Source organism: Pseudomonas sp. LBUM1661, assembly GCF_059695925.1.
In genome coordinates, this window is record NZ_CP166794.1 from 4193181 (window position 1) to 4212447 (window position 19267).

The window sequence follows — 19267 nt, forward strand, 5'->3', positions numbered from 1 at the left end:
CCTTGTCCGTTGCAGTGCTGGGTTGCGACTGACTGCAAGCCAGCAATCGAACGCTGCGGCACGTCCCAGGTGCGCGATGACCAAGCCCGATCTTTAATCGAACGCCTGCCGACCCGACAGGTCTGCTCCTGTATGACTTCTCGGGATTTCTATCCAATGTCCGCGCAAAACAACCTTGTCGTACTCGCACGTGGCGGATATGCCGCTCGGGGCGCTCTTTATCTGATCATCGGTATCTTCGCCCTGCTGGCCGCTCATGACTCGACAAAACCCAAAGACAGCCACAAGAGCCTGGAGGCATTGTTAAGCCAGCCATTTGGCTATGTCCTGGTCGGGCTAGTGGTGGCGGGCCTGCTCGCCTTCGCCGCTTGGCGCGTGTTGCAGGCAACGCGCGACGTTGATCATCACGGTAAAAACTTCAAGGGATGGGTCATTCGTGCGGGTTTGTTGGCGGGAGGCGTAGTCAACGGCGCGCTGGCGTTTTTTGCGTTGGGCTTACTGATCAGCGGCCTCAAAACCTCGGGCAATTCCGGAACTGGGCAAACCAGGGATTTACTGGCGCATCTTTTATCCTGGGAACACTCGAATTTATTGGTCTACATCCTCGCCCTCATCCCAATGGGCGTCGGCATTGCTCACATCATCAAAGGCTGGAAGGCGTCGTTCGAAAAATACTTTGAAGCCGACGAAGACGTCATGCGGTACGTGCGCCCGGTATCTCGGTTCGGTCTCATCGCCCGTGGCGTCGTCTTTATCGAGATCGCCTTACTGCTGATAGTGAGTGGCTCCCGTTATCAAGCCATGAATCCACCTGGCATGAAGGAAGCCCTCGATGCTCTGCAGAGTCTGCCTGCCGGACGCTTGATTTTGATGGTGATGGCCGTCGGGCTGATCGCGTTTTCGGTGTACAGCTTTTCAGAAGCCTTCTGGCGCAAGATCAACATGGATGTGCCTGGCGTATCGAGCGCTTAGGGGCGCGGCGACTACCGTATTTACAACGCGGATTACCTCATCGAAACCGGGTCGACTGCGGTGTGCTTCTATTGACCGGCAGCGCTTTCAGTAAGCCCCCTCCCGCACCGCCCGTCTGACCTCAGCCTGTATGGCATAAGCCGGCGCCTCCACCGCATTGAAATCCTGTGTATAGCGCTGGGCAAATCCTTCTACCCCCCATTCCTGATACTGCTGCACATGCTTGAGTTCGTGAGCCCAGAGCGCGATGTTTTGCTCTGCGGTTTCAGTGTCGCGAAAGAGGATGATGTCGATCAGCGTCACGGCACCGACATCGGGATTTTGCAGCATGGCCGTGGCGGCGTTGAATTGGCCGTTGTCGCTGACTTTGTAGCGCGCGGTGTCGAGGACGCTGGGGGCGTACCAGCGCAACAGTTGCTCGCGGAGGTGCGGGGGAATGGGTTGGGTGCCGGCGCTGGCCGCATCAGCGCGGGCTTGGGTCAGCCATAGTGCCAGGGCAGGCGCCGCGACTTGGTAGACGTCATCCGACAAGGGGCCGAGTACCTGTCCCAGGTCTGGCAGGCAGATGCAACTGTCCAGGCACACTTCTTTCTCGCCAGCCGGGCAAGCGCTGGTCTGGGCTGCCACTGCCTGCGTCAGGCAAAGAACAATCAGCGCCACCAGGCGCGTGGGGATGGGCGACATGGGGTGCTCCAGGGGCGGACGCAGTGCGAACAGTTGATCAACGATGCGCATAACTTTAGCGTATCCCCATCGGTCGCCTCTCGATGCACCCGGTGAATGCGCAAAGTCCATCCATCAGTCAGCAGGCAGACTCAGGGCTACAACTACTGGACTGGTTTGATCGATACTATGTCGCCAAACCTGAACCTTTTTTCGCCTCATTCCTCGCCGCTTGTCCAGCAACAAACGTGCTTAAGGTAGAACCGTTATGCGAACCCATTTCGAGATAAGTGATGTCCCTGAAACCAAGCCACATCGTCAAGGACACATTGACCCCATTTCCCATCAGCAGCCGGCGGTAACAGCATGATCGAGGTCACCGAAGTTTCCATTGCCCAACTGCGTGCTGCGCTTGAATCCGGCCAGACAACGGCGGTTGAGTTGGTGCAGGCCTATCTCGCCAGGATCGATGCCTACGACGGCCCCGGCACGCCCACCGCCCTCAACGCGGTGGTGGTTCGCAACCCCGGAGCGCTGCAAGAGGCGCAGGCGTCCGATGCCCGTCGGGCCAAAGGCGAGACGCTGGGCCCGCTGGATGGCATCCCTTATACGGCCAAGGACAGTTATCTGGTGAAGGGGCTGACCGCTGCTTCCGGAAGTCCCGCCTTCGTCGACCTGATTGCCTATCGCGATGCGTTCACCATCGAACGGCTTCGCGCCGCGGGTGCGATCTGCCTGGGCAAGACCAACATGCCGCCGATGGCCAATGGCGGCATGCAGCGCGGGGTCTACGGCCGTGCGGAGAGCCCGTACAACGCCGACTATCTCACCGCACCTTTCGCCTCGGGCTCATCGAACGGCGCCGGGACGGCGACTGCCGCCAGTTTCGCGGCGTTCGGCCTGGCTGAAGAAACCTGGTCGAGCGGACGCGGTCCGGCATCGAACAATGGCCTGTGTGCCTATACGCCTTCGCGCGGCGTGATCTCGGTACGCGGCAACTGGCCGCTGACGCCGACGATGGACGTTGTCGTGCCGTTCGCCAGAACCATGGCCGACCTGCTCGAAGTGCTCGACGTGGTAGTGGCGGAAGATCCCGACACCCGCGGCGATCTGTGGCGGATGCAACCCTGGGTGCCGATTCCGAGTGTCGCGTCGGTGCGTCCGGCGTCCTATCAGGATCTCGCTGCGAAGCCCGAGGCACTTGCCGGAAAACGACTTGGTGTGCCGCGCATGTACATCAATGCGGATCCCGAGGCCGGTACGTCGGAAGCGCCGGGTATCGGTGGTCCGACGGGCCAGCGGATCATCACTCGCCCTTCGGTGATCGGGCTCTGGGAAGAGGCTCGCAAGGCACTCGAAGCCGCCGGCGCGGAAGTGGTCGAAGTGGATTTCCCGCTGGTCTCCAATTGCGAAGGTGATCGTCCCGGTGCACCAACTGTGTTCACCCGTGGCCTGGTGTCGAAGGAGTTCCTGCATCATGAGTTGTGGGACCTGTCGGCCTGGGCGTTCGATGATTTCCTGCGGGCCAATGGCGATCCCACGTTGAACCGTCTGGCGGATGCCGACGGGCCGCTGATTTTCCCCCACGACCCGGGGACGCTCCCCAACCGTGAGGACGATCTGGCCGCCGGGATGGACGAGTACGTGAAGATGGCCCAGCGTGGTATTACGCCGTGGGACCAGATCACCACGGTGCCGGACGGATTGCGCGGGCTTGAAAAGACCCGGCGCATTGATCTTGAGGACTGGATGGATCGGCTCGGGCTGGATGCGGTGCTGTTCCCGACAGTCGCCGACGTTGGCCCGGCGAATGCCGATGTCGATCCGGCGTCTGCGGATATCGCGTGGAGTAATGGTGTATGGGTCGCCAACGGCAACCTTGCGATCCGGCACCTGGGCGTTCCTACGGTCACGGTGCCGATGGGTGTCATGCCGGACATCGGTATGCCGGTAGGGCTGACATTTGCCGGTCGAGCTTACGACGATTCGACGTTGCTGCGCTTTGCTTCGGCGTTTGAGGCGACGGGTTCGAAGCGATTGATTCCGCCTCGGACGCCTGCGTTGTAGCTTATCCATGCCAAGACACGTTTGGGTTGGGGTTGGGGTTGGGGGCATATCCGTTGCTGCGGTAACGGCTGAATATGGTTTCGCTCTTACAGCGAGTCACTTTTCCAAACGCCGAAAAGTAACCAAAAGGCTTTGCCCCTCCATTCGGTGCCTCGCCTAGGCTCGGCATGCCCTCACTCCGGCATTGCTACGGGGGCCCGCCGCCATCGGCCATCCATGGCCGGGGGCGGCTACCGCGGCATCCTTGCCGCGGTACCCCCTACGCAACGCCTGCGTTCGGCCTCTGGGAAAGGGGTAACAGATCAAGGTCAAGTTCAAAAGCCACAGCAACAGCAACAGCAACGGCTAGATCAACAACATCGCTGGCAAGCCCGGCCGCACCTGATCATTCCCACGCTCCGCGTGGGAACGATCAGGTTACGGGGAATGCGTGTGCAGAAATCAGGCCGGCCCGCAGGCCGCCGTGCTTTTGATTTTGATGCACCGCCGCCTCGAGAGGCCGAGTGGAGGTTCTGCGCAGTGGGCAACCCGGCAGGGATGCCGGGTTAGCCGCCCCCGGCCATGGATGGCCGATGGCGGCGGGCCCACGGAGCAGGACCGGAGCGAGGGCATGCCGAGCCTAGGCGAGGCACCGAACGAAAGGGGCAAGAGCCCTTGGTTACTTGGGGCTTTTCCAAGTGACTCGCCGTAAGGGCGAAACCAATAGCCGCCATCACCAAAAAAACGGATATGCCCCCAATAACTAAGAGCAGAAATCAGCCCCGGCGATTACAACAACGACAGCGTGTAGTTGATGATAAAGCGATTCTGATCCACGTCGCGTCCAGCGTCCGTATTCGACTTACCATTGCGCAAGCTGAAGCCGACGCCTTTGAACGTGCCCGATTGCAGCACGTAATCCAGGGTCATATCCCGCTCCCACTCAGACTGATCCGCCGCGTTCTGGGCTTTGATGTCCGTCCCCTTCAAATACGCGATCGTGGCTTTCAAACCCGGTACACCCAAAGGCGCAAAGTCATAGCTGTACTGACCGAAATTGGTTTGTTCACCCGCACGTGCAAAGCTCTGGATCATGCGGTCGGTGGGCAGGTAAACGCTGCCGCCACCCGCGCCTTTGTCGACCAGGCTGCCCTGATTGGGCTGGACGAAATTGCTGCCGTCACCCACCTGTTGATGCCCCAGCGACACCGCGTGACCACTGTTGGCATAGGTGATCATCGCCACCCAGGTGGTGTTGTCGATTTCACCGTTGTTGTCGTCGGTGTAACCCGATACCCGATAACCTTGGGCCCTGCCCGCTGCGGAACCGTTTGCGCCGGTTGATGTGGTGCGGAAGTAACGCAGGTCGGTGGTAAAGGAGCTTTGGCCGTCGATGGGCAAAACGTGGGTCAGACCCAAGAAGTTCTGGTTGTAGAAGTCTTCCAATTGCGCGAAGTAATACTGAGCCTTCAGGTCCTTGGTGAGGTTGTAGTCACCCCCGGCGAAGTAGAACTTGTTGCTGTCCTGGGTGCTGCCCGCCACCGACAGACCGGTGCGGTCAGTCGAGGCGCGACCGACCGCGTGTTCAAGCACACCGCTTGTCAGCATCAGGCCATCGATGTCGTTCGAGGTGATCTGCGCACCGGTGAACGATTGCGGCAATACACGAGCATCGTTCGACAGCAGGATCGGCAGTTTTGGCAGCAGCGTGCCGTAGCGAAACTCGGTCTTTGCAACACGCATCTTCGCGGTGGGGCCGAAGCTGCTCCAGGCATCCGCCGCGCCGTCGCCGTCAGTCGGGATCATGCCGCTACCGACGTGGCGCCCGGCTCCGCTGTCCAGCGTAACGCCAAGCAGCGCCTGCGCATCGAGCCCGAACCCGACCGGGCCCTGGGTAAAACCGGACTCATAGCGCAGCACAAAACCCTGCGCGGCCTCCTCGGTTTTCGAAGGGTCGGCACTGCCGTCGCGGTTGTCGCTGTTGAAATACAAGGTACGCATCGAGAGGCTGGCTTTGCTGTCTTCCAGAAAACCATGCGCAGCAGAGTCTGCTGCCTGTGCGCACAGCGAACTGGTGGCCATCAGGATTGCGGTGGGGATTGCTCGCTTCAACATACGGTGCTCCAGGGTGGTTTTTTTTATGTTTTTTTTGACTGTTCACCGACCGCAATCCGCCGCTGGCACCCAACAGCGGCGCGCACAATGACGCGCCCGATGGGTGACCATGAGCATTGAATTTCGCAAGCGATCGGAGTGTTCGAGCGGTCAGCGCTCGACGCGCTAGATCAGGTAAGAAAGGCCCACGGTCAGCGCGAAAGCGACCACCGAAATGATGGTTTCGAGCACCGTCCAGGTCTTGAAAGTCTGGGCAACGGTCATGTTGAAGTATTCCTTGATCAACCAGAAGCCGCCGTCGTTGACGTGGGAAAAAATCACCGAGCCGGCGCCCGTTGCCAGCACCAGCAACTCCGGATGCGGATAACCCAGGCCCACGGCCACCGGCGCGACAATCCCCGAGGCGGTGGTCATGGCCACCGTGGCGGAACCGGTGGCGATGCGCATCAACGCGGCGAACAGCCAGCCCATCAACAGCGGCGACAGGTGGAAAACCTGGGCCAGGCTGACGATCTGGTCGGTGACGCCGGCGTCCACCAGAATCCGGTTCAAGCCGCCGCCGGCGCCGACCAGCAAGGTGATGCTGGCGGTCGGTGCCAGGCATTCGTTGGTGAACTTGAGGATTGATTCGCGGTTGAAGCCCTGGGCCAGGCCGAGGGTCCAGAAGCTCAGCAAGGTTGCCAGCAGCAAGGCGATCACCGAGTTGCCGATGAACAACAGGAACTGGTTGAAACCGCTGCCCGGCGTCGAAATCAGGTTGGCCCAGCCGCCGATCAGCATCAGCACCACCGGCAACAGAATGGTCGCCATGGTGATGCCAAAACCCGGCAGGCTGTCGCGCGGTTCGCGGTCGAGGAATTGCCGTTCCAGCGGGTTCTCCGCCGGCAGTTGAATGCGCGGCACGATGAATTTGGCGTACAAGGGACCGGCGATGATCGCGGTTGGAATGCCGATCAGGATCGCATAGAGCAAGGTCTGCCCCACCGACGCCTGATAGACCTGCACCGCCAGCATCGCCGCCGGGTGCGGCGGCACCAGCGCATGCACCACCGAGAGCCCGGCAACCATCGGCAAGCCGACCATCAGAATCGACACGCCGACGCGCCGCGCCACGGTAAAGGCGATCGGCACCAGCAGCACAAAACCGACTTCGAAAAACAGCGGCAGGCCGACCAGGAAGGCGATGCAGACCATCGCCCAGTGCGCGTTTTTCTCACCGAAACGGTCGATCAAGGTCCGCGCCACCTGCTCGGCGCCACCGGACTCGGCCATCATCTTGCCGAGCATCGTGCCCAGCGCCACCACCAGCGCGATGTGCCCCAGGGTTTTGCCGACGCCGGCCTCGTACGCCCCGACCACCCCGGACGCCGGCATCCCGGCGAGCAAGGCCAGGCCGATGGAGACCAGGGTAATCACAATGAAGGGATTGAGTCGGTAACGAGCGATCAGAACGATCAGCGCAATGATGGCGATGGCGGCATACACCAGCAGCCAATAGCCGAAGGACAGGGTCATGCGGTACTCCTCGAAAGGGTCACGTCGAAAATTTGTGAAACTCTTAAAACATTTCGAGACGTGATTATCAAACGAGGCGAAAGTAATTTTCGTAGAGGGATAAGGGTTGTCGCGCAGAGGCATGGGCAGTCGCGGTTTTTGAAATTCGATGAGGCGGATTTACATCACCTATGCCCGGCTCGCTCAGATCCGAGCATCGATATTTCCGCCACAACGCCTACCGTGTAGTAGCTGCCGAAGCCTGCGTTCGGCAGCTACTACAGCGGGGTTGTGTTATGGCTTGACTGGCTGGCAGTCCCCTTGCGCAGTTGGAGAACTTCGGCCGTCGAGCGCTAGCTCAGACCAGATTGATCTCGACGTTGATGTTGCCCCGCGTGGCTTTCGAGTACGGACACAGTTCGTGCCCTTTATCCACCAGCGCCCGAGCCGTTTCGCGATCCATCCCCGGTAGACTGATGTTCAGGCGAGCCTGCACAAGATAACCGCCTGCGTTGGTGCCCAAGTCAACTTCGGCATCAATGCTCAGGTCAGGCGGAAGCTTGATCTTCATTTGGCCGGCCGCCACCTGCAATGCACCGATGAAGCAGGCGGACCAGCCGGTGGCGAACAACTGCTCAGGGTTGGTGCCGTCGCCCGGGCTACCCGGCGAGGAAAGCTTGACGTCGAGACGGCCATCGGAGCTGCGTGATGCGCCGTCCCGTCCGCCCGTGGTATGAACCTTGGCGGTATACAGTATTTTGTCGAGCTGCTTCATGATGATCTCCTGATTGAAAATTCAAAAAAACTGGCTTTGAAACGCTCCCAGGCAAGGCGTGACGCCGGGGGGATGTCAAAGAGGTTGTTTGCTCAACTCGGATGAATCAAAAAAATCGCCTTCTCATTGGATCAGGCCGCGTGACAATTTCGACCAGTCCTTCGTGCTCGATAAACGACGCTGCAGCGGACTGGATCTCTCAATATAGACGTCGTTGCTCGACAACGTGGCCCTGACCGCCAGCCGGGCCAGACGCCGATTGATGAGGTAATCAATACCGGCAGTCATGCAGAGATTGATATCAGCGGTATATATGCATTTAATACTTCAACGTTACACACTGTGTTTCAACAAAGAGACACTTTTATAAGTTCCACCCTTAAGCGTTTCAACCGCCCGTCTGACGCTCGGGGCCACCATACATACTTTTAGATTAACTACGGATAGCATGCGCGCCGCGTTTCCCTTCGGCACCACCCCGTTGACCAAAGAGTCAACAAAGTACGGAAATCCCAACAACTACAAACCCTGCAGAGAACCCAATTGCGCGACGATTATGCAATTAATCAAGTCGGTGGTCTGGCGTGCGTTTATCTATCGACGACAGAACACTTCCAGCTCGACTGTTTTATCAGCCAATACATAGACACCCGTAACCTGCGTTCAATCGCCGATATCAACAACCTTCTGCGTTCAACACTCAAAGGTTATCCGGGCAAACCGCCGGTCATGGTCAACGAACTGAACGCATGGATCGACAAGACCCTGGGTTATCGAGCCGCGCACCCCGATTTTGTGCAGTTGGAAGACGTTTGAAAGCGATGAACCCACAGGCACCGCGTTTATTCTGTTGAAACGCGTCATCGTTAACGATTTTCGCGAGCAGGCTCGCTCCTACAGGCCGAGCGTCGCCTGCAGCTTTTGATTTTGATCTGAGCACAACCAAAAAACGGATATGCCCTCAATCAAAGAAGCGCCCCAAGCTCAGCCCACTCAGGGCTTCAGCGGACGCTCCTGGTCCCGGTCTGATAACTCTTTACCATCGTCAGGATGCTTCCAGTCCGGTGTCGAACGCCTCTGCCGCTCGATCTCTTCTTCCGTAGGTTCATCTGCATCTTCATCCTGGTGAGGACGCTTCGGATCATTTGCCATGTTCACCTCTCTTCCTGAAGGGATCTCCATAAAGCGTAGAACAGTTTCACCGCCAACGACTCACAGCCACCAACGCAACAAAAAGAAAAACCCCATGCTCAACAACATACTGAGCAAAGTATTGCGGGTGTAGAGCACCAACCCCACCGCGACCAGCGAACTGAGCAGATACGGATTATCCCACTGCAGATTCAACTGTTTGTCCGGCATGAACACGATCGGCCCGCAGATCGCCGTCAACATCCCCGGCACCGCAAAACCCAAAAACTGCCGCGCATTGCTGCTCAGGCGCACCGGCAATCGCGGCTCCAGAAACACATAGCGGTTGAGGAAAACCAACACGCCCATCCCGATAATCACCGCCCAGACCATCATGAGCGACCTCCATAGAATTTATTGCAGACAAAACCTGCGGTCATCCCCGCCAGCCCCGACAGCACCAGCGCCGACCCCCATTGCCAATAGCTGAACAACACCGAGCAAAACAGCGAAACCGCCACGCACACCACTGTCGGCACGTTACGCACCACCGGGGTGATCAGGGCGATGAAGGTCGCGGCGATGGAGAAATCCAGCCCCAGGTGCTCCAGGCCCGGAATGCTGCTGCCCAGCACGATGCCGGCCAGGGTGAAGAGGTTCCAGGCGATGTAAAACGTCAGGCCGACACCCAGCGCGTACCAGCGATTGAACTGCTGTTTGTCATGCTGACTGGTCAGCGCAAACAGCTCATCAGTGAGCAAGAACCCGAGCCCCACGCGCCAGCGCCCCGGCAACGGCGATATCACCGAACGCATGCTCATGCCGTAGAGCAGATGCTGGGAGGTCAGCAACAAGGTCGTCAGCAGAATCGAAAAAATCCCGGCACCGCCCTTGAGCATGCCGATGGCCACCAGTTGCGCGGCACCGGCAAACACAATGCTCGACAAGCCCTGGCCTTGCAGGGGCGTGAGGTTGGCCTCGATGGCCATGGAGCCGGCCAGCAATCCCCAAGGCGCAGTCGCCAGGGACAACGGCATGATTGCCGCGGCGCCGCGAAGAAACGCACTGCGCGGCAAGAGTGAATTGGACATAACGCTCTACAACCAGGGAAAGACTTCAGACTGTGCCAGCAGTCGCGGTCGATGGCTTGAACAATCTTGCGCATTTGATTTTCGCAATTGACAAACGCTACGCCGACTTTTAAAACTGAGCGCCTCATTCAGGGTGTCAGCAACATGTACGCAGCCTTCAACCTCAACATTGACGTCATTGGCTTGATTGCCAAGGCGCAAGGTTGCGTTGCGCACGCCCTCAAATCGAAGAAACAGTCGCTCATGTGACCGGGGCGCGCTGTCCCGTCAGATGAGCTGACAGGACATTGAGCGCAACGGACCACCCTCCCCTTGCTTACTGCCTACTACGCTTCTGACGGTGACGAAATCGGTCAACCATCAGGAGTACGTGCATGTCATCGTTTCAAGGTATCTGGGTTCCACTCGTTACACCGTTTCATAACGGCGCCATCGATTTTGTCGGGTTGCGGCGGCTGGTCGCTCACCTGCTGGACAAAGGCGTCGACGGCCTCGTGGTCTGCGGCACCACGGCGGAAGCGGCGGCCCTGAGCAAACAGGAACAACTGGCGGTGCTCGACGCCGTGCTGGAACAGGTGCCGGCGCAACGGGTGGTCATGGGCCTGGCCGGCAACAACCTGACCGAGCTGCTGCACTTCCAAAGTGAAATCCTCAAGCGTCCCGTGGCCGGTTTGCTGGTGCCGCCGCCGTATTACATCCGCCCTTCCCAGGCGGGCCTCGAAGGGTTTTTCAAGACGGTCGCCGATGCCTCCAGCGTGCCGATCATTCTCTACGACATTCCTTACCGCACCGGCGTGGCTTTCGAACAGGCGACCTTGCTCAACATCGTCGGCCATGAGCGCATCGTCGCGATCAAGGATTGCGGCGGCAATCAGGCCAACACCTTGGCGCTGTTGGCCAGTGGCGACGTCGACGTGCTGTGCGGCGAAGATCATCAGATCTTCAACGCCTTGTGCCTGGGCGCCAAAGGCGCGATTGCCGCCTCGGCGCATGTCCATCCCGAACGGTTCGTGGCGCTGTATCAACAGCTGCGCGACAACCAGTTGGCGGCCGGTCGCGCGACTTTCTTCGAGCTGCTGCCGCTGATTCAAAGCCTGTTCATCGAACCCAACCCCGCTCCGGTGAAAACCGCCCTGGCCCTTGAAGGGCTGATCGTTGACGAATTGCGCGCACCGATGCAGCGCAGCAGTGAATCGATGGTGGCGCGGTTGAAGGACGTGCTCGCGGCGCTGAACCGCAACAATCGATAGAGCGCCGGCGACCAGCCCGAGTACCATGGAGCGATTCGCAGAGTGCATCAGGGAGGCGACATGCTTTACCGAATCGCCGCCGACGGGCTGGTACTGTTCCACCTGTTGTTCATTCTGTTTGTGCTGTTCGGCGGGCTGCTGGTGCTCAAATGGCGCCACCTGATCTGGTGGCATCTGCCCGCTGCCGTGTGGGGCGTTTGCGTGGAAGTTTTCCACTTGATCTGCCCGCTGACCGACTGGGAAAACAGCATGCGCCACGCCGCCGGGCAAACCGGCTATGGCGGCGGTTTCATCGAACATTACGTGTGGCCGATCATTTACCCTGCCGGGCTGACTCCCGCCATTCAGCTAGGGTTGGGCAGCGTGGTACTGGCGATCAACGCGTGGGTCTACCTTCGGTTGATCAGGCAATGGAAGTCACGCCGGTCCGCTTGAAACACCACCGAGGAGTCAGACCATGCTGTCGATTGAAGACATGGCATTGCTCGAAGCCATCTGCTGAAGACCCGGCGCTCAGTTGGCGATGACGCTCATGTTCCGGCCACTGGCCTTGGCCACGTACAGCGCCTTGTCGGCGGCACCGATCAAGTCGTCGGGCTGGGCTTGTGCCGCCGGGTCGTAAGCGCAAACCCCCAGGCTGACCGTCACCGTGCCTTCCGGACTGGTACTGTGCGCAATGCCCGCCTGCTGAACCGCGCGGCGGATTTTTTCCGCCACCAGGAACGCTCCCACGTAGTCGGTGCCCGGCAGCACCACCGCAAACTCCTCACCCCCATAACGGGCGGCCAGATCACCGGGCCGCTTGATGTTGTCGGTGATGATCGCGCTGATTTTGCGCAAACACTGATCACCGGCCAAATGACCGGAATGATCGTTGAAACTCTTGAAGTGATCGACATCGATCATCAGCAACGCAAGGCTGGTCTGGGTACGCCTGGCACGGCCCATTTCCGCGTGGATGAACAAGTCGAACTGGCGCCGGTTGGAAAGACCGGTCAGCGCGTCTTCCAGCGCCAGCAACTCAAGGCTGCGATTGACCTCGATGAGCTTTTCCTGCGCGTCCAGCAAGACGCTTTGAACCTGATTCTGTTGCTTCATGAGGCGGATGAGGCGAAAACCCAGGAAGCTCAAAAACCCCAGCAGCAGAGAGACAATACCCGCGCTCAGCATCGTCTCCGCTCGCCAGCCGGTCAGGACTTCTTCCTTGTCGAGCGCGGCGAAGATCACCAGCGGATAACCCTCTACCCGTCGAAACCCCACCACCCGCTCGACACCGTCCACATAGGACTTGACCGTGGCCGTACCCGAATTGCCCTTGGGCAACAGCTGCGTGAACAGCGGTCCCTTGGCGACGCTGCTGCCGATTTCAGCTTCGTTGAACGGTCGGCGAACGACGATGCTGGCATCGTCGGCAATCAGGTTGATCACACCGTTGCGGCCCATGTCGATGTTGTCGTAGAGCGCAAGGAAGTGGTTGAGGTAAATGGTTGCCAGGGCCACACCGGCAAAACGCCCATCAGGGTAATTGAGGCGGCGCGACACGGTCATGATCCATTCACCGCTTGAGCGGCTCTTGATCGACGGGCCGATATGCGGCCCGCGGTCGGGGTGATCGCGATGGAAGATGAAATATTCACGGTCCGAATTGTTGGCGTCGGGCAGGTTGGCACCGTTGGAATTGGCGAACCATCGGCCTTTTTCGTCAAACACGAACAAGCCATGGAGCTGGCTCAATTCACTGCGCTGCGCCATGAGCAAACGTTGCAATCGGGGTAACTGCGCCGGCCCCATGCCATCGTTTTCGAGGCGGTCTACCAGGGCAAACAGCAACGTATCCGCTTGCTTGATCGACGCCCGCGCTTGCGACGCCAGGGTCTGCGCCAGGTTGGACATCGCCACTTCTTTGTCATGCAGATGGTACTGGCGCGAGTTCCACGCTTCCCAAATCGCGATCGCGGTCATGGACAAACACACCGCCACCAGCAGCACCACGGCAGAACGAACCTTGAGCTTCGCCCCGGTCTGCTCGGTCATCATCGACACGGCGGACCGGGATTTTTCAATGCGATCTTTAACGGATGGATTACCCATGACGTTCCCTGATTCCTGATGACAGGGCGAATCTTCCCGTTCGCCCTTTTTATGACCCCTGACGAGTATCAGCCGCCAGGAGCGGGCGACTATGCCTCATCACACACCCGATAGGGTGATTTACCCGATAAGTATCCGCACGACAGAAACTGCTTTAACCGCTCGCTGCGGGGCTGTTCAAGAACAGTAGACGGTGCGCCCTGTTCTTCCACCCGGCCCTGAGGCAAAACGTCCACACCAGAGTGTTTTACCGTGGCGTCTGCTTCATCGCCTCCAGCCACGCCGGATTCAATTGCGTCTGTTCAGTGTCGATGCCCAGCGCTTCCATTCGGGCCTTGTGCTGATCCATTTCGCGGCTCAATTGGCTGTGATCACTGGAGTTGCCGTCCAACTCATGCATCTGGCTCAACCCCAGGTGATAGAAGCGCAACAGCTTCATGGCGGTCGGGTCACCCGCCTCCACCGCGGCCGTGACCTGATGCATGATGTTGGTGATGCTCATCAGGCTGCGCTTGAGCTGCCAGCCGTAGACGGCGGGCGCCATCCATTCCTGGCTCCAGAATTTGCCGCGCATCAACGCGGCCATCAGTAACACCGCGACGAACACGCCACCGACGTTAAACCGCAGGTTGTCGCCGCCGGGCTCACCGAACAGGGCCACCGCCGCGGTGGACAAGACCATGGCCAGCGCCAGGAAAATCAGGGCGATGATGACCGTGCTGCGCCGCGTCTGCTGGCGATAGGTAGCGGCATTTTTCGGCTGGATTTCGAACATCGCGGCAGGATTCCTTGGGGGCATGAACAAAAAGAGTGCGGGGCATTATCGCCTCTGCGAGGGTTTTAGCTATGCTGAGGCTCCTTTTCATCTTTTCATCGTCAAACGGGGAACATGGCGATACAGCGCAGTTCGTGCCATCTTCTTTCTTGGATACATACTATTCGGATGCCATTTGCCTGTATGAATGACATCGTTTTAAGGATCATTGAATGACCCAACGACAAGTAATCAACGCCTCTGTCAGCCCGAAAGGCAGCCTGGAAACCCTCTCTCAACGCGAAGTCCAACAACTGAGCGAAGCCGGTTCCGGCAGCACCTACACCCTCTTCCGCCAGTGCGCCCTGGCCATTCTCAATACCGGCGCCCATGTTGATAACGCCAAGACCATCCTTGAAGCCTACAAAGACTTCGAAATCCGCATTCACCAACAGGACCGTGGCGTACGCCTCGAACTGCTGAACGCCCCGGCCGACGCCTTCGTCGACGGCGAAATGATCGCCAGCACCCGGGAAATGCTCTTCAGCGCCCTGCGCGACATCGTCTACACCGAAAACGAACTCGACGCCCAGCGCATAGACCTGAGCACCTCCCAGGGCATCAGCGACTACGTCTTCCACCTGCTGCGCAACGCCCGCACCCTGCGCCCCGGCGTCGAGCCGAAGATCGTGGTGTGCTGGGGTGGCCATTCGATCAACACCGAAGAATACAAATACACCAAGAAAGTCGGCCACGAATTGGGCCTGCGCAGCCTCGACATCTGCACCGGCTGCGGCCCCGGCGTGATGAAAGGACCGATGAAAGGCGCGACCATCGCCCATGCCAAGCAACGCATTCATGGCGGTCGCTACCTCGGCTTGACCGAGCCCGGCATCATCGCCGCCGAAGCGCCGAACCCGATCGTCAACGAACTGGTGATCCTGCCGGACATCGAGAAACGTCTGGAAGCGTTCGTGCGCGTTGGCCACGGCATCATCATTTTCCCGGGCGGCGCCGGCACGGCCGAAGAGTTCCTGTACCTGCTCGGCATCCTGATGCACCCGGACAACGCAGGCCTGCCATTCCCGGTGGTCCTCACCGGGCCGAAACATGCCGCGCCGTATCTGGAACAACTGGACGCCTTCGTCGGCGCGACGCTGGGTGCCGCCGCGAAGCAGCACTACGAAATCATCATCGACGACCCGGCGGAAGTCGCACGGTACATGACCCAGGGCCTGAAAGCGGTGAAACAGTTCCGCCGCGAACGCAACGATGCGTTCCATTTCAACTGGCTGCTGAAAATCGACGAAGGCTTCCAGCGCCCGTTCGACCCGACCCACGAAAACATGGCCAACCTGAAACTGAGCCGCAACCTGCCGGCGCACGAACTGGCCGCCAACCTGCGCCGCGCGTTTTCCGGCATCGTCGCCGGCAACGTCAAGGACAAGGGCATCCGCCTGATCGAAGAACACGGGCCGTACCAGATCCGTGGCGATGCAGCGGTGATGCAGCCGCTGGATCAACTGCTCAAGGCGTTCGTGGCCCAGCACCGGATGAAACTGCCGGGTGGCGCGGCGTATGTGCCGTGTTATCGGGTGGTTGCGTAAGGAGATCGTTCCCACGCTCTGCGTGGGAATGTAGCCCGGGACGCTCTGCGTCACATCAAGAGCCGAACGCAGAGCGTCCGTTGAGGGATTCCCACGCAGAGCGTGGGAACGATCAATCGCTTCGGCACGCGCATTCTATGGAAAGAGAAAACTGTCATGCGTCAACGCAATGCCTCCAGACTCCTGGTCCTCAACCCCTCCAATCAGGTGCTGCTGTTTCGCTTCCAGCACAAGGGAGATGCCCTCGATGGTCGCGATTATTGGGCGACGCCTGGGGGTGGTCTGGAAGAAGGTGAAACCTTCGAAGCCGCCGCGATTCGCGAACTGCTTGAAGAAACCGGTCTGCACGTCGACACCGTGGGCACGAGCGTGCGTGAGCGCAGTTTTCAGATGATGTTGCCCAGCGGCGAATCGGTTTTGGCCGTGGAACGCTATTTCGTCGTCCGGGCGAACAGTGAGCAGCTGACACGCGATGGCTGGACGGAAGATGAAGCGCGGGTCATGACAGAGCATAAATGGTGGTCAGTGGCGGAACTGCAACAAACCCGGGAAACCGTGTGGCCAGAGCGGTTGATCGACATGCTTGAAAACGCCTGACCGCTCCCGATCTACAAAACACCGCAAATCCCCTGTGGGAGCGGGCTTGCTCGCGAAAGCGGAGTGTCAGCCAACATCACTGCTAAATGACCCACCGCCTTCGCGGGCAAGCCCGCTCCCACATATGTACTGTGTGCATCAGTAAGGGATTGGTCGGCTACCAGGCCGCCTTCGCGGGCAAGAAACGGATATGTACTCAATCAACCAGGATCCTGGTCGGCCCGAAGGCCGCCAAGATCAACCGCCCTGATTACCACACTCCGCAAACTTGCTGTAATCCAGCACCTTCTGCACACCACTGGAATCCAGGTAAGTCATCCGCGCATTCACAATGCCACAACTGGCGCCGCCATCTTCTACAGTTGAAATAACCTGCTTAATATCCAAATGAGTGCCAAAAGCGTGTGTATGGCTATCGGCGTGCGCCGAAAAACCCGCGACGCTCAGCACCGCGAAGACGCTTGCAGCGAAGAGTTTGTTCACGTTCATGATGATGTCCTCAGGGTTGCAATGGGGAGTGGTGCGAGGCAAGTCGTCCTGTCTCGATGGAACCCATTCAATCAACCCGAGGTATCTGCCATGTGTCGTAAAACCACCGCTATCAAGGCGTAAGGTGTCACACAGACGCCTGGATACAGTTCGGTACATACGCACCCGAAAAAGACGGTGCGAATAATAAGAGGGTTGAGCAATGGAACATGTGAACCACATCCTGATCGTCGACGACGATCGCGAGATTCGCGAACTGGTGGGCAATTATCTGAAAAAGAACGGCCTGCGCACCACAGTCGTCGCCGACGGCCGGCAAATGCGCAGTTTTCTCGAAGCCAACACCGTCGACCTGATCGTGCTGGACATCATGATGCCCGGCGATGACGGCCTGCTGCTGTGCCGCGAACTGCGCTCGGGCAAGCACAAAGCCACGCCGATCCTGATGCTCACCGCACGCAACGATGAAACCGATCGCATCCTTGGCCTCGAAATGGGCGCCGACGATTACCTGACCAAACCCTTCGCCGCCCGCGAATTGCTGGCGCGGATCAATGCGGTACTGCGGCGCACCCGGATGCTGCCGCCCAATCTGCTGATCACCGAAACCGGCAGGCTGCTGGGTTTCGGCCGCTGGCGCCTGGACACCACCGCCCGCCACTTGCTGGACGAAGGCGGCACAATGGTCGCCCTGAGCGGCGCTGAATATCGACTGCTCCGGGTGTTCCTCGATCACCCGCAACGGGTACTCAGCCGCGACCAATTGCTCAACCTGACCCAAGGCCGCGACGCCGACCTGTTCGACCGTTCCATCGATTTGCTGGTGAGCCGCCTGCGCCAACGGCTGATGGACGACTCCCGGGAGCCGACCTACATCAAAACCGTGCGCAGCGAAGGCTATGTATTTTCGTATCCGGTGGAATTGCTCGGCGCGCAGTCATGAATTTTTTTGCCCGGATGGTGTGCGCCGAAGCCGCACACCGCTACCTGTAGCAGCTGCCTCGCAGGCTCGGCAGCTGCTACAGGCGCCTTGTGTATCGCAGTGTGTCTGGAGGGGATCGGGATACAAGCGCTTTAACTCGACGGATATTTTGAAACAGGCCAGACACGTCGCTGCGCTCAACTGTGCAGATTACCCATCACAGGTTGAGTGTTCCCCATGACAGACCCCATCAACACCAAACGCCGGCACTTCCTGCAAATCGCCAGTATCGGTGCGGCGAGCCTTGCTGCAAGTAACTTGCTGAGCATTGGCACGGTTCAAGCGGCAACAACGCCGGCGAAACCCGCTGCTGCACTGACACCCATCAAACAGATCCGCGCCGGCATCCTTGACATCGGTTACTACGAGGCCGGCCCGAAAACCGGCCCGGTGGTGCTGTTGCTGCACGGGTATCCCTACAGCATTCAGAGTTTCGAAGAGGTCGCACCGATACTCGCCGCTCGCGGTTTCCGGGTGATCGTGCCGCACCTGCGCGGCCATGGCACCACCCGCTTCATCGACCCGACCACCCCGCGTGCCGGCCAGCAAGGCGCCATCGGCGACGACGTGATCGCCTTGATGGATGCCCTGAACATCAAGACCGCCGTGTTTGCGGGTTTCGACTGGGGCGGCCGCGCAGCTTGTGTCGCCGCCGCGCTCTGGCCGGAACGCTGCACCGGGCTGGTTAGCGTCAACAGCTACCTGGTGCAGGACATCGCCCACGCCACGGCGCCGATCCCGGCGAAGATCGAATCGGGCCTGTGGTACCAGTACTACTTCCAGACCGAACGCGGTCGCCTCGGCCTGACCGCCGATCCCGCCGGCATCGCCAAAGTGATCTGGACCCGCAACTCGCCGGGCTGGGCTTTCGATGATGCCACCCTGGCGCGCACCGCCGTCCATTTCAACAACCCGGATTACGTCGATGTGGTGATCCACTCCTACCGCCATCGCCTCGGCCTGGCTGACGGTTTTCCGGCCTACGTCGAGATCGAAAAACGCCTGGCCGCGCTGCCGCCGATCACCCAGCCGGCGATCACCCTCGATGGCCTCAACGACGGCAACTACCCGGCAGGCGATGGTTCGTCCACGGCCAAACGATTCACCGGCAAACGGATTCACCGTCAGGTGCCGAATGCGGGACATAACCTGCCTCAGGAAGCGCCACAAGCGTTTGCCGATGCGGTCATTGATGTAGCGGCGATGTGAC

At 59.5% G+C, this 19267-nt stretch carries 19 protein-coding genes; 9 read left to right on the forward strand and 10 right to left on the reverse strand.

From position 1 onward, the window contains the following. The first annotated feature begins 156 nt into the window (after nucleotides 1–156). The gene (locus ACA057_RS19195) at nucleotides 157–972 is read left to right on the forward strand and encodes a DUF1206 domain-containing protein (RefSeq protein ID WP_497341379.1); all 816 of its coding nucleotides are present in this window, start codon (nucleotides 157–159) and stop codon (nucleotides 970–972) included. Nucleotides 973–1059: 87 nt separating this feature from the next. Here ACA057_RS19195 and ACA057_RS19200 read toward each other — a convergent pair whose 3' ends face one another. Beyond that, nucleotides 1060–1656 carry an eCIS core domain-containing protein gene (locus ACA057_RS19200; protein WP_497341381.1) on the reverse strand — a complete coding sequence of 199 codons (597 nt, stop codon included), beginning with the start codon at nucleotides 1654–1656 and terminating at the stop codon, nucleotides 1060–1062. 345 nt (nucleotides 1657–2001) lie between these two features. Between ACA057_RS19200 and ACA057_RS19205 the strand changes: the two genes are divergently transcribed. Then, entirely contained in the window at nucleotides 2002–3702 is a 1701-nt protein-coding gene (locus ACA057_RS19205) for an amidase (protein WP_497341383.1), read from the forward strand. Between the two features lie 768 nt (nucleotides 3703–4470). Here the strand turns inward: ACA057_RS19205 and ACA057_RS19210 are convergent. From ACA057_RS19210 to ACA057_RS19220, 3 genes are all read right to left on the reverse strand, one after another. Next, nucleotides 4471–5796 (reverse strand): OprD family porin, encoded by a 1326-nt coding sequence (locus tag ACA057_RS19210; protein WP_497341385.1) that lies wholly within the window; start codon nucleotides 5794–5796, stop codon nucleotides 4471–4473. A 165-nt stretch (nucleotides 5797–5961) separates the two neighbouring features. Further along, a complete protein-coding gene (locus ACA057_RS19215; RefSeq protein ID WP_401365331.1) occupies nucleotides 5962–7311 on the reverse strand; it encodes a GntT/GntP/DsdX family permease in 1350 nt (449 codons plus the stop codon). A 337-nt stretch (nucleotides 7312–7648) separates the two neighbouring features. Beyond that, a complete protein-coding gene (locus ACA057_RS19220) occupies nucleotides 7649–8065 on the reverse strand; it encodes an organic hydroperoxide resistance protein (RefSeq protein WP_497341387.1) in 417 nt (138 codons plus the stop codon). 543 nt (nucleotides 8066–8608) lie between these two features. On the opposite strand from ACA057_RS19220, the gene ACA057_RS19225 reads away from it, so the two are divergent. Then, nucleotides 8609–8881: a hypothetical protein gene (locus ACA057_RS19225; RefSeq protein ID WP_497341389.1), complete on the forward strand. Its 273-nt coding sequence runs from the start codon at nucleotides 8609–8611 to the stop codon at nucleotides 8879–8881. 177 nt (nucleotides 8882–9058) lie between these two features. On the opposite strand, the gene ACA057_RS19230 is transcribed toward ACA057_RS19225, so the two are convergent. From ACA057_RS19230 to ACA057_RS19240, 3 genes are read right to left on the reverse strand one after another with little or no spacing between them, the layout of a single operon-like run. Further along, entirely contained in the window at nucleotides 9059–9217 is a 159-nt protein-coding gene (locus tag ACA057_RS19230) for a hypothetical protein (RefSeq protein WP_497341391.1), read from the reverse strand. Nucleotides 9218–9277: 60 nt separating this feature from the next. Then, on the reverse strand, nucleotides 9278–9589 hold the full coding sequence (locus ACA057_RS19235; protein ID WP_177333631.1) for an AzlD domain-containing protein: 312 nt from the start codon (nucleotides 9587–9589) through the stop codon (nucleotides 9278–9280). Beyond that, nucleotides 9589–10287, reverse strand: a complete 699-nt coding sequence (locus tag ACA057_RS19240; protein WP_497341393.1) for an AzlC family ABC transporter permease — start codon at nucleotides 10285–10287, stop codon at nucleotides 9589–9591. The genes ACA057_RS19235 and ACA057_RS19240 overlap by 1 nt, the downstream gene beginning before the upstream one ends. Nucleotides 10288–10661: 374 nt before the next feature. Between ACA057_RS19240 and dapA the strand changes: the two genes are divergently transcribed. Next, nucleotides 10662–11537: a 4-hydroxy-tetrahydrodipicolinate synthase gene (gene dapA, locus ACA057_RS19245; protein WP_497341395.1), complete on the forward strand. Its 876-nt coding sequence runs from the start codon at nucleotides 10662–10664 to the stop codon at nucleotides 11535–11537. Between the two features lie 60 nt (nucleotides 11538–11597). Next, nucleotides 11598–11972, forward strand: coding sequence for a DUF2784 domain-containing protein (locus tag ACA057_RS19250; protein WP_497341397.1), 375 nt, complete (start codon nucleotides 11598–11600; stop codon nucleotides 11970–11972). 78 nt (nucleotides 11973–12050) lie between these two features. On the opposite strand, the gene ACA057_RS19255 is transcribed toward ACA057_RS19250, so the two are convergent. Then, the gene (locus tag ACA057_RS19255) at nucleotides 12051–13628 is read right to left on the reverse strand and encodes a sensor domain-containing diguanylate cyclase (protein WP_497341399.1); all 1578 of its coding nucleotides are present in this window, start codon (nucleotides 13626–13628) and stop codon (nucleotides 12051–12053) included. A 247-nt stretch (nucleotides 13629–13875) separates the two neighbouring features. After that, on the reverse strand, nucleotides 13876–14403 hold the full coding sequence (locus tag ACA057_RS19260; RefSeq protein ID WP_497341401.1) for a DUF3087 domain-containing protein: 528 nt from the start codon (nucleotides 14401–14403) through the stop codon (nucleotides 13876–13878). 212 nt (nucleotides 14404–14615) lie between these two features. Here ACA057_RS19260 and ppnN point away from each other — a divergent pair, with 212 nt between their 5' ends. Together ppnN and ACA057_RS19270 are read left to right on the forward strand one after the other, a co-directional pair. Next, complete coding sequence (gene ppnN, locus ACA057_RS19265) at nucleotides 14616–15989, forward strand: nucleotide 5'-monophosphate nucleosidase PpnN (RefSeq protein ID WP_497341403.1); 1374 nt, start codon at nucleotides 14616–14618, stop codon at nucleotides 15987–15989. Between the two features lie 156 nt (nucleotides 15990–16145). After that, nucleotides 16146–16586: an NUDIX hydrolase gene (locus tag ACA057_RS19270; RefSeq protein ID WP_497341405.1), complete on the forward strand. Its 441-nt coding sequence runs from the start codon at nucleotides 16146–16148 to the stop codon at nucleotides 16584–16586. A 237-nt stretch (nucleotides 16587–16823) separates the two neighbouring features. Here the strand turns inward: ACA057_RS19270 and ACA057_RS19275 are convergent, their stop codons facing one another. Next, nucleotides 16824–17075, reverse strand: a complete 252-nt coding sequence (locus ACA057_RS19275) for a DUF2790 domain-containing protein (RefSeq protein WP_497341407.1) — start codon at nucleotides 17073–17075, stop codon at nucleotides 16824–16826. Nucleotides 17076–17277: 202 nt separating this feature from the next. On the opposite strand from ACA057_RS19275, the gene ACA057_RS19280 reads away from it, so the two are divergent. Both ACA057_RS19280 and ACA057_RS19285 read left to right on the forward strand, forming a co-directional pair. Then, entirely contained in the window at nucleotides 17278–18018 is a 741-nt protein-coding gene (locus tag ACA057_RS19280) for a response regulator (RefSeq protein WP_497341409.1), read from the forward strand. Between the two features lie 216 nt (nucleotides 18019–18234). Beyond that, on the forward strand, nucleotides 18235–19266 hold the full coding sequence (locus ACA057_RS19285; protein ID WP_497341411.1) for an alpha/beta fold hydrolase: 1032 nt from the start codon (nucleotides 18235–18237) through the stop codon (nucleotides 19264–19266). The last annotated feature ends 1 nt before the right edge of the window (nucleotide 19267 follow it).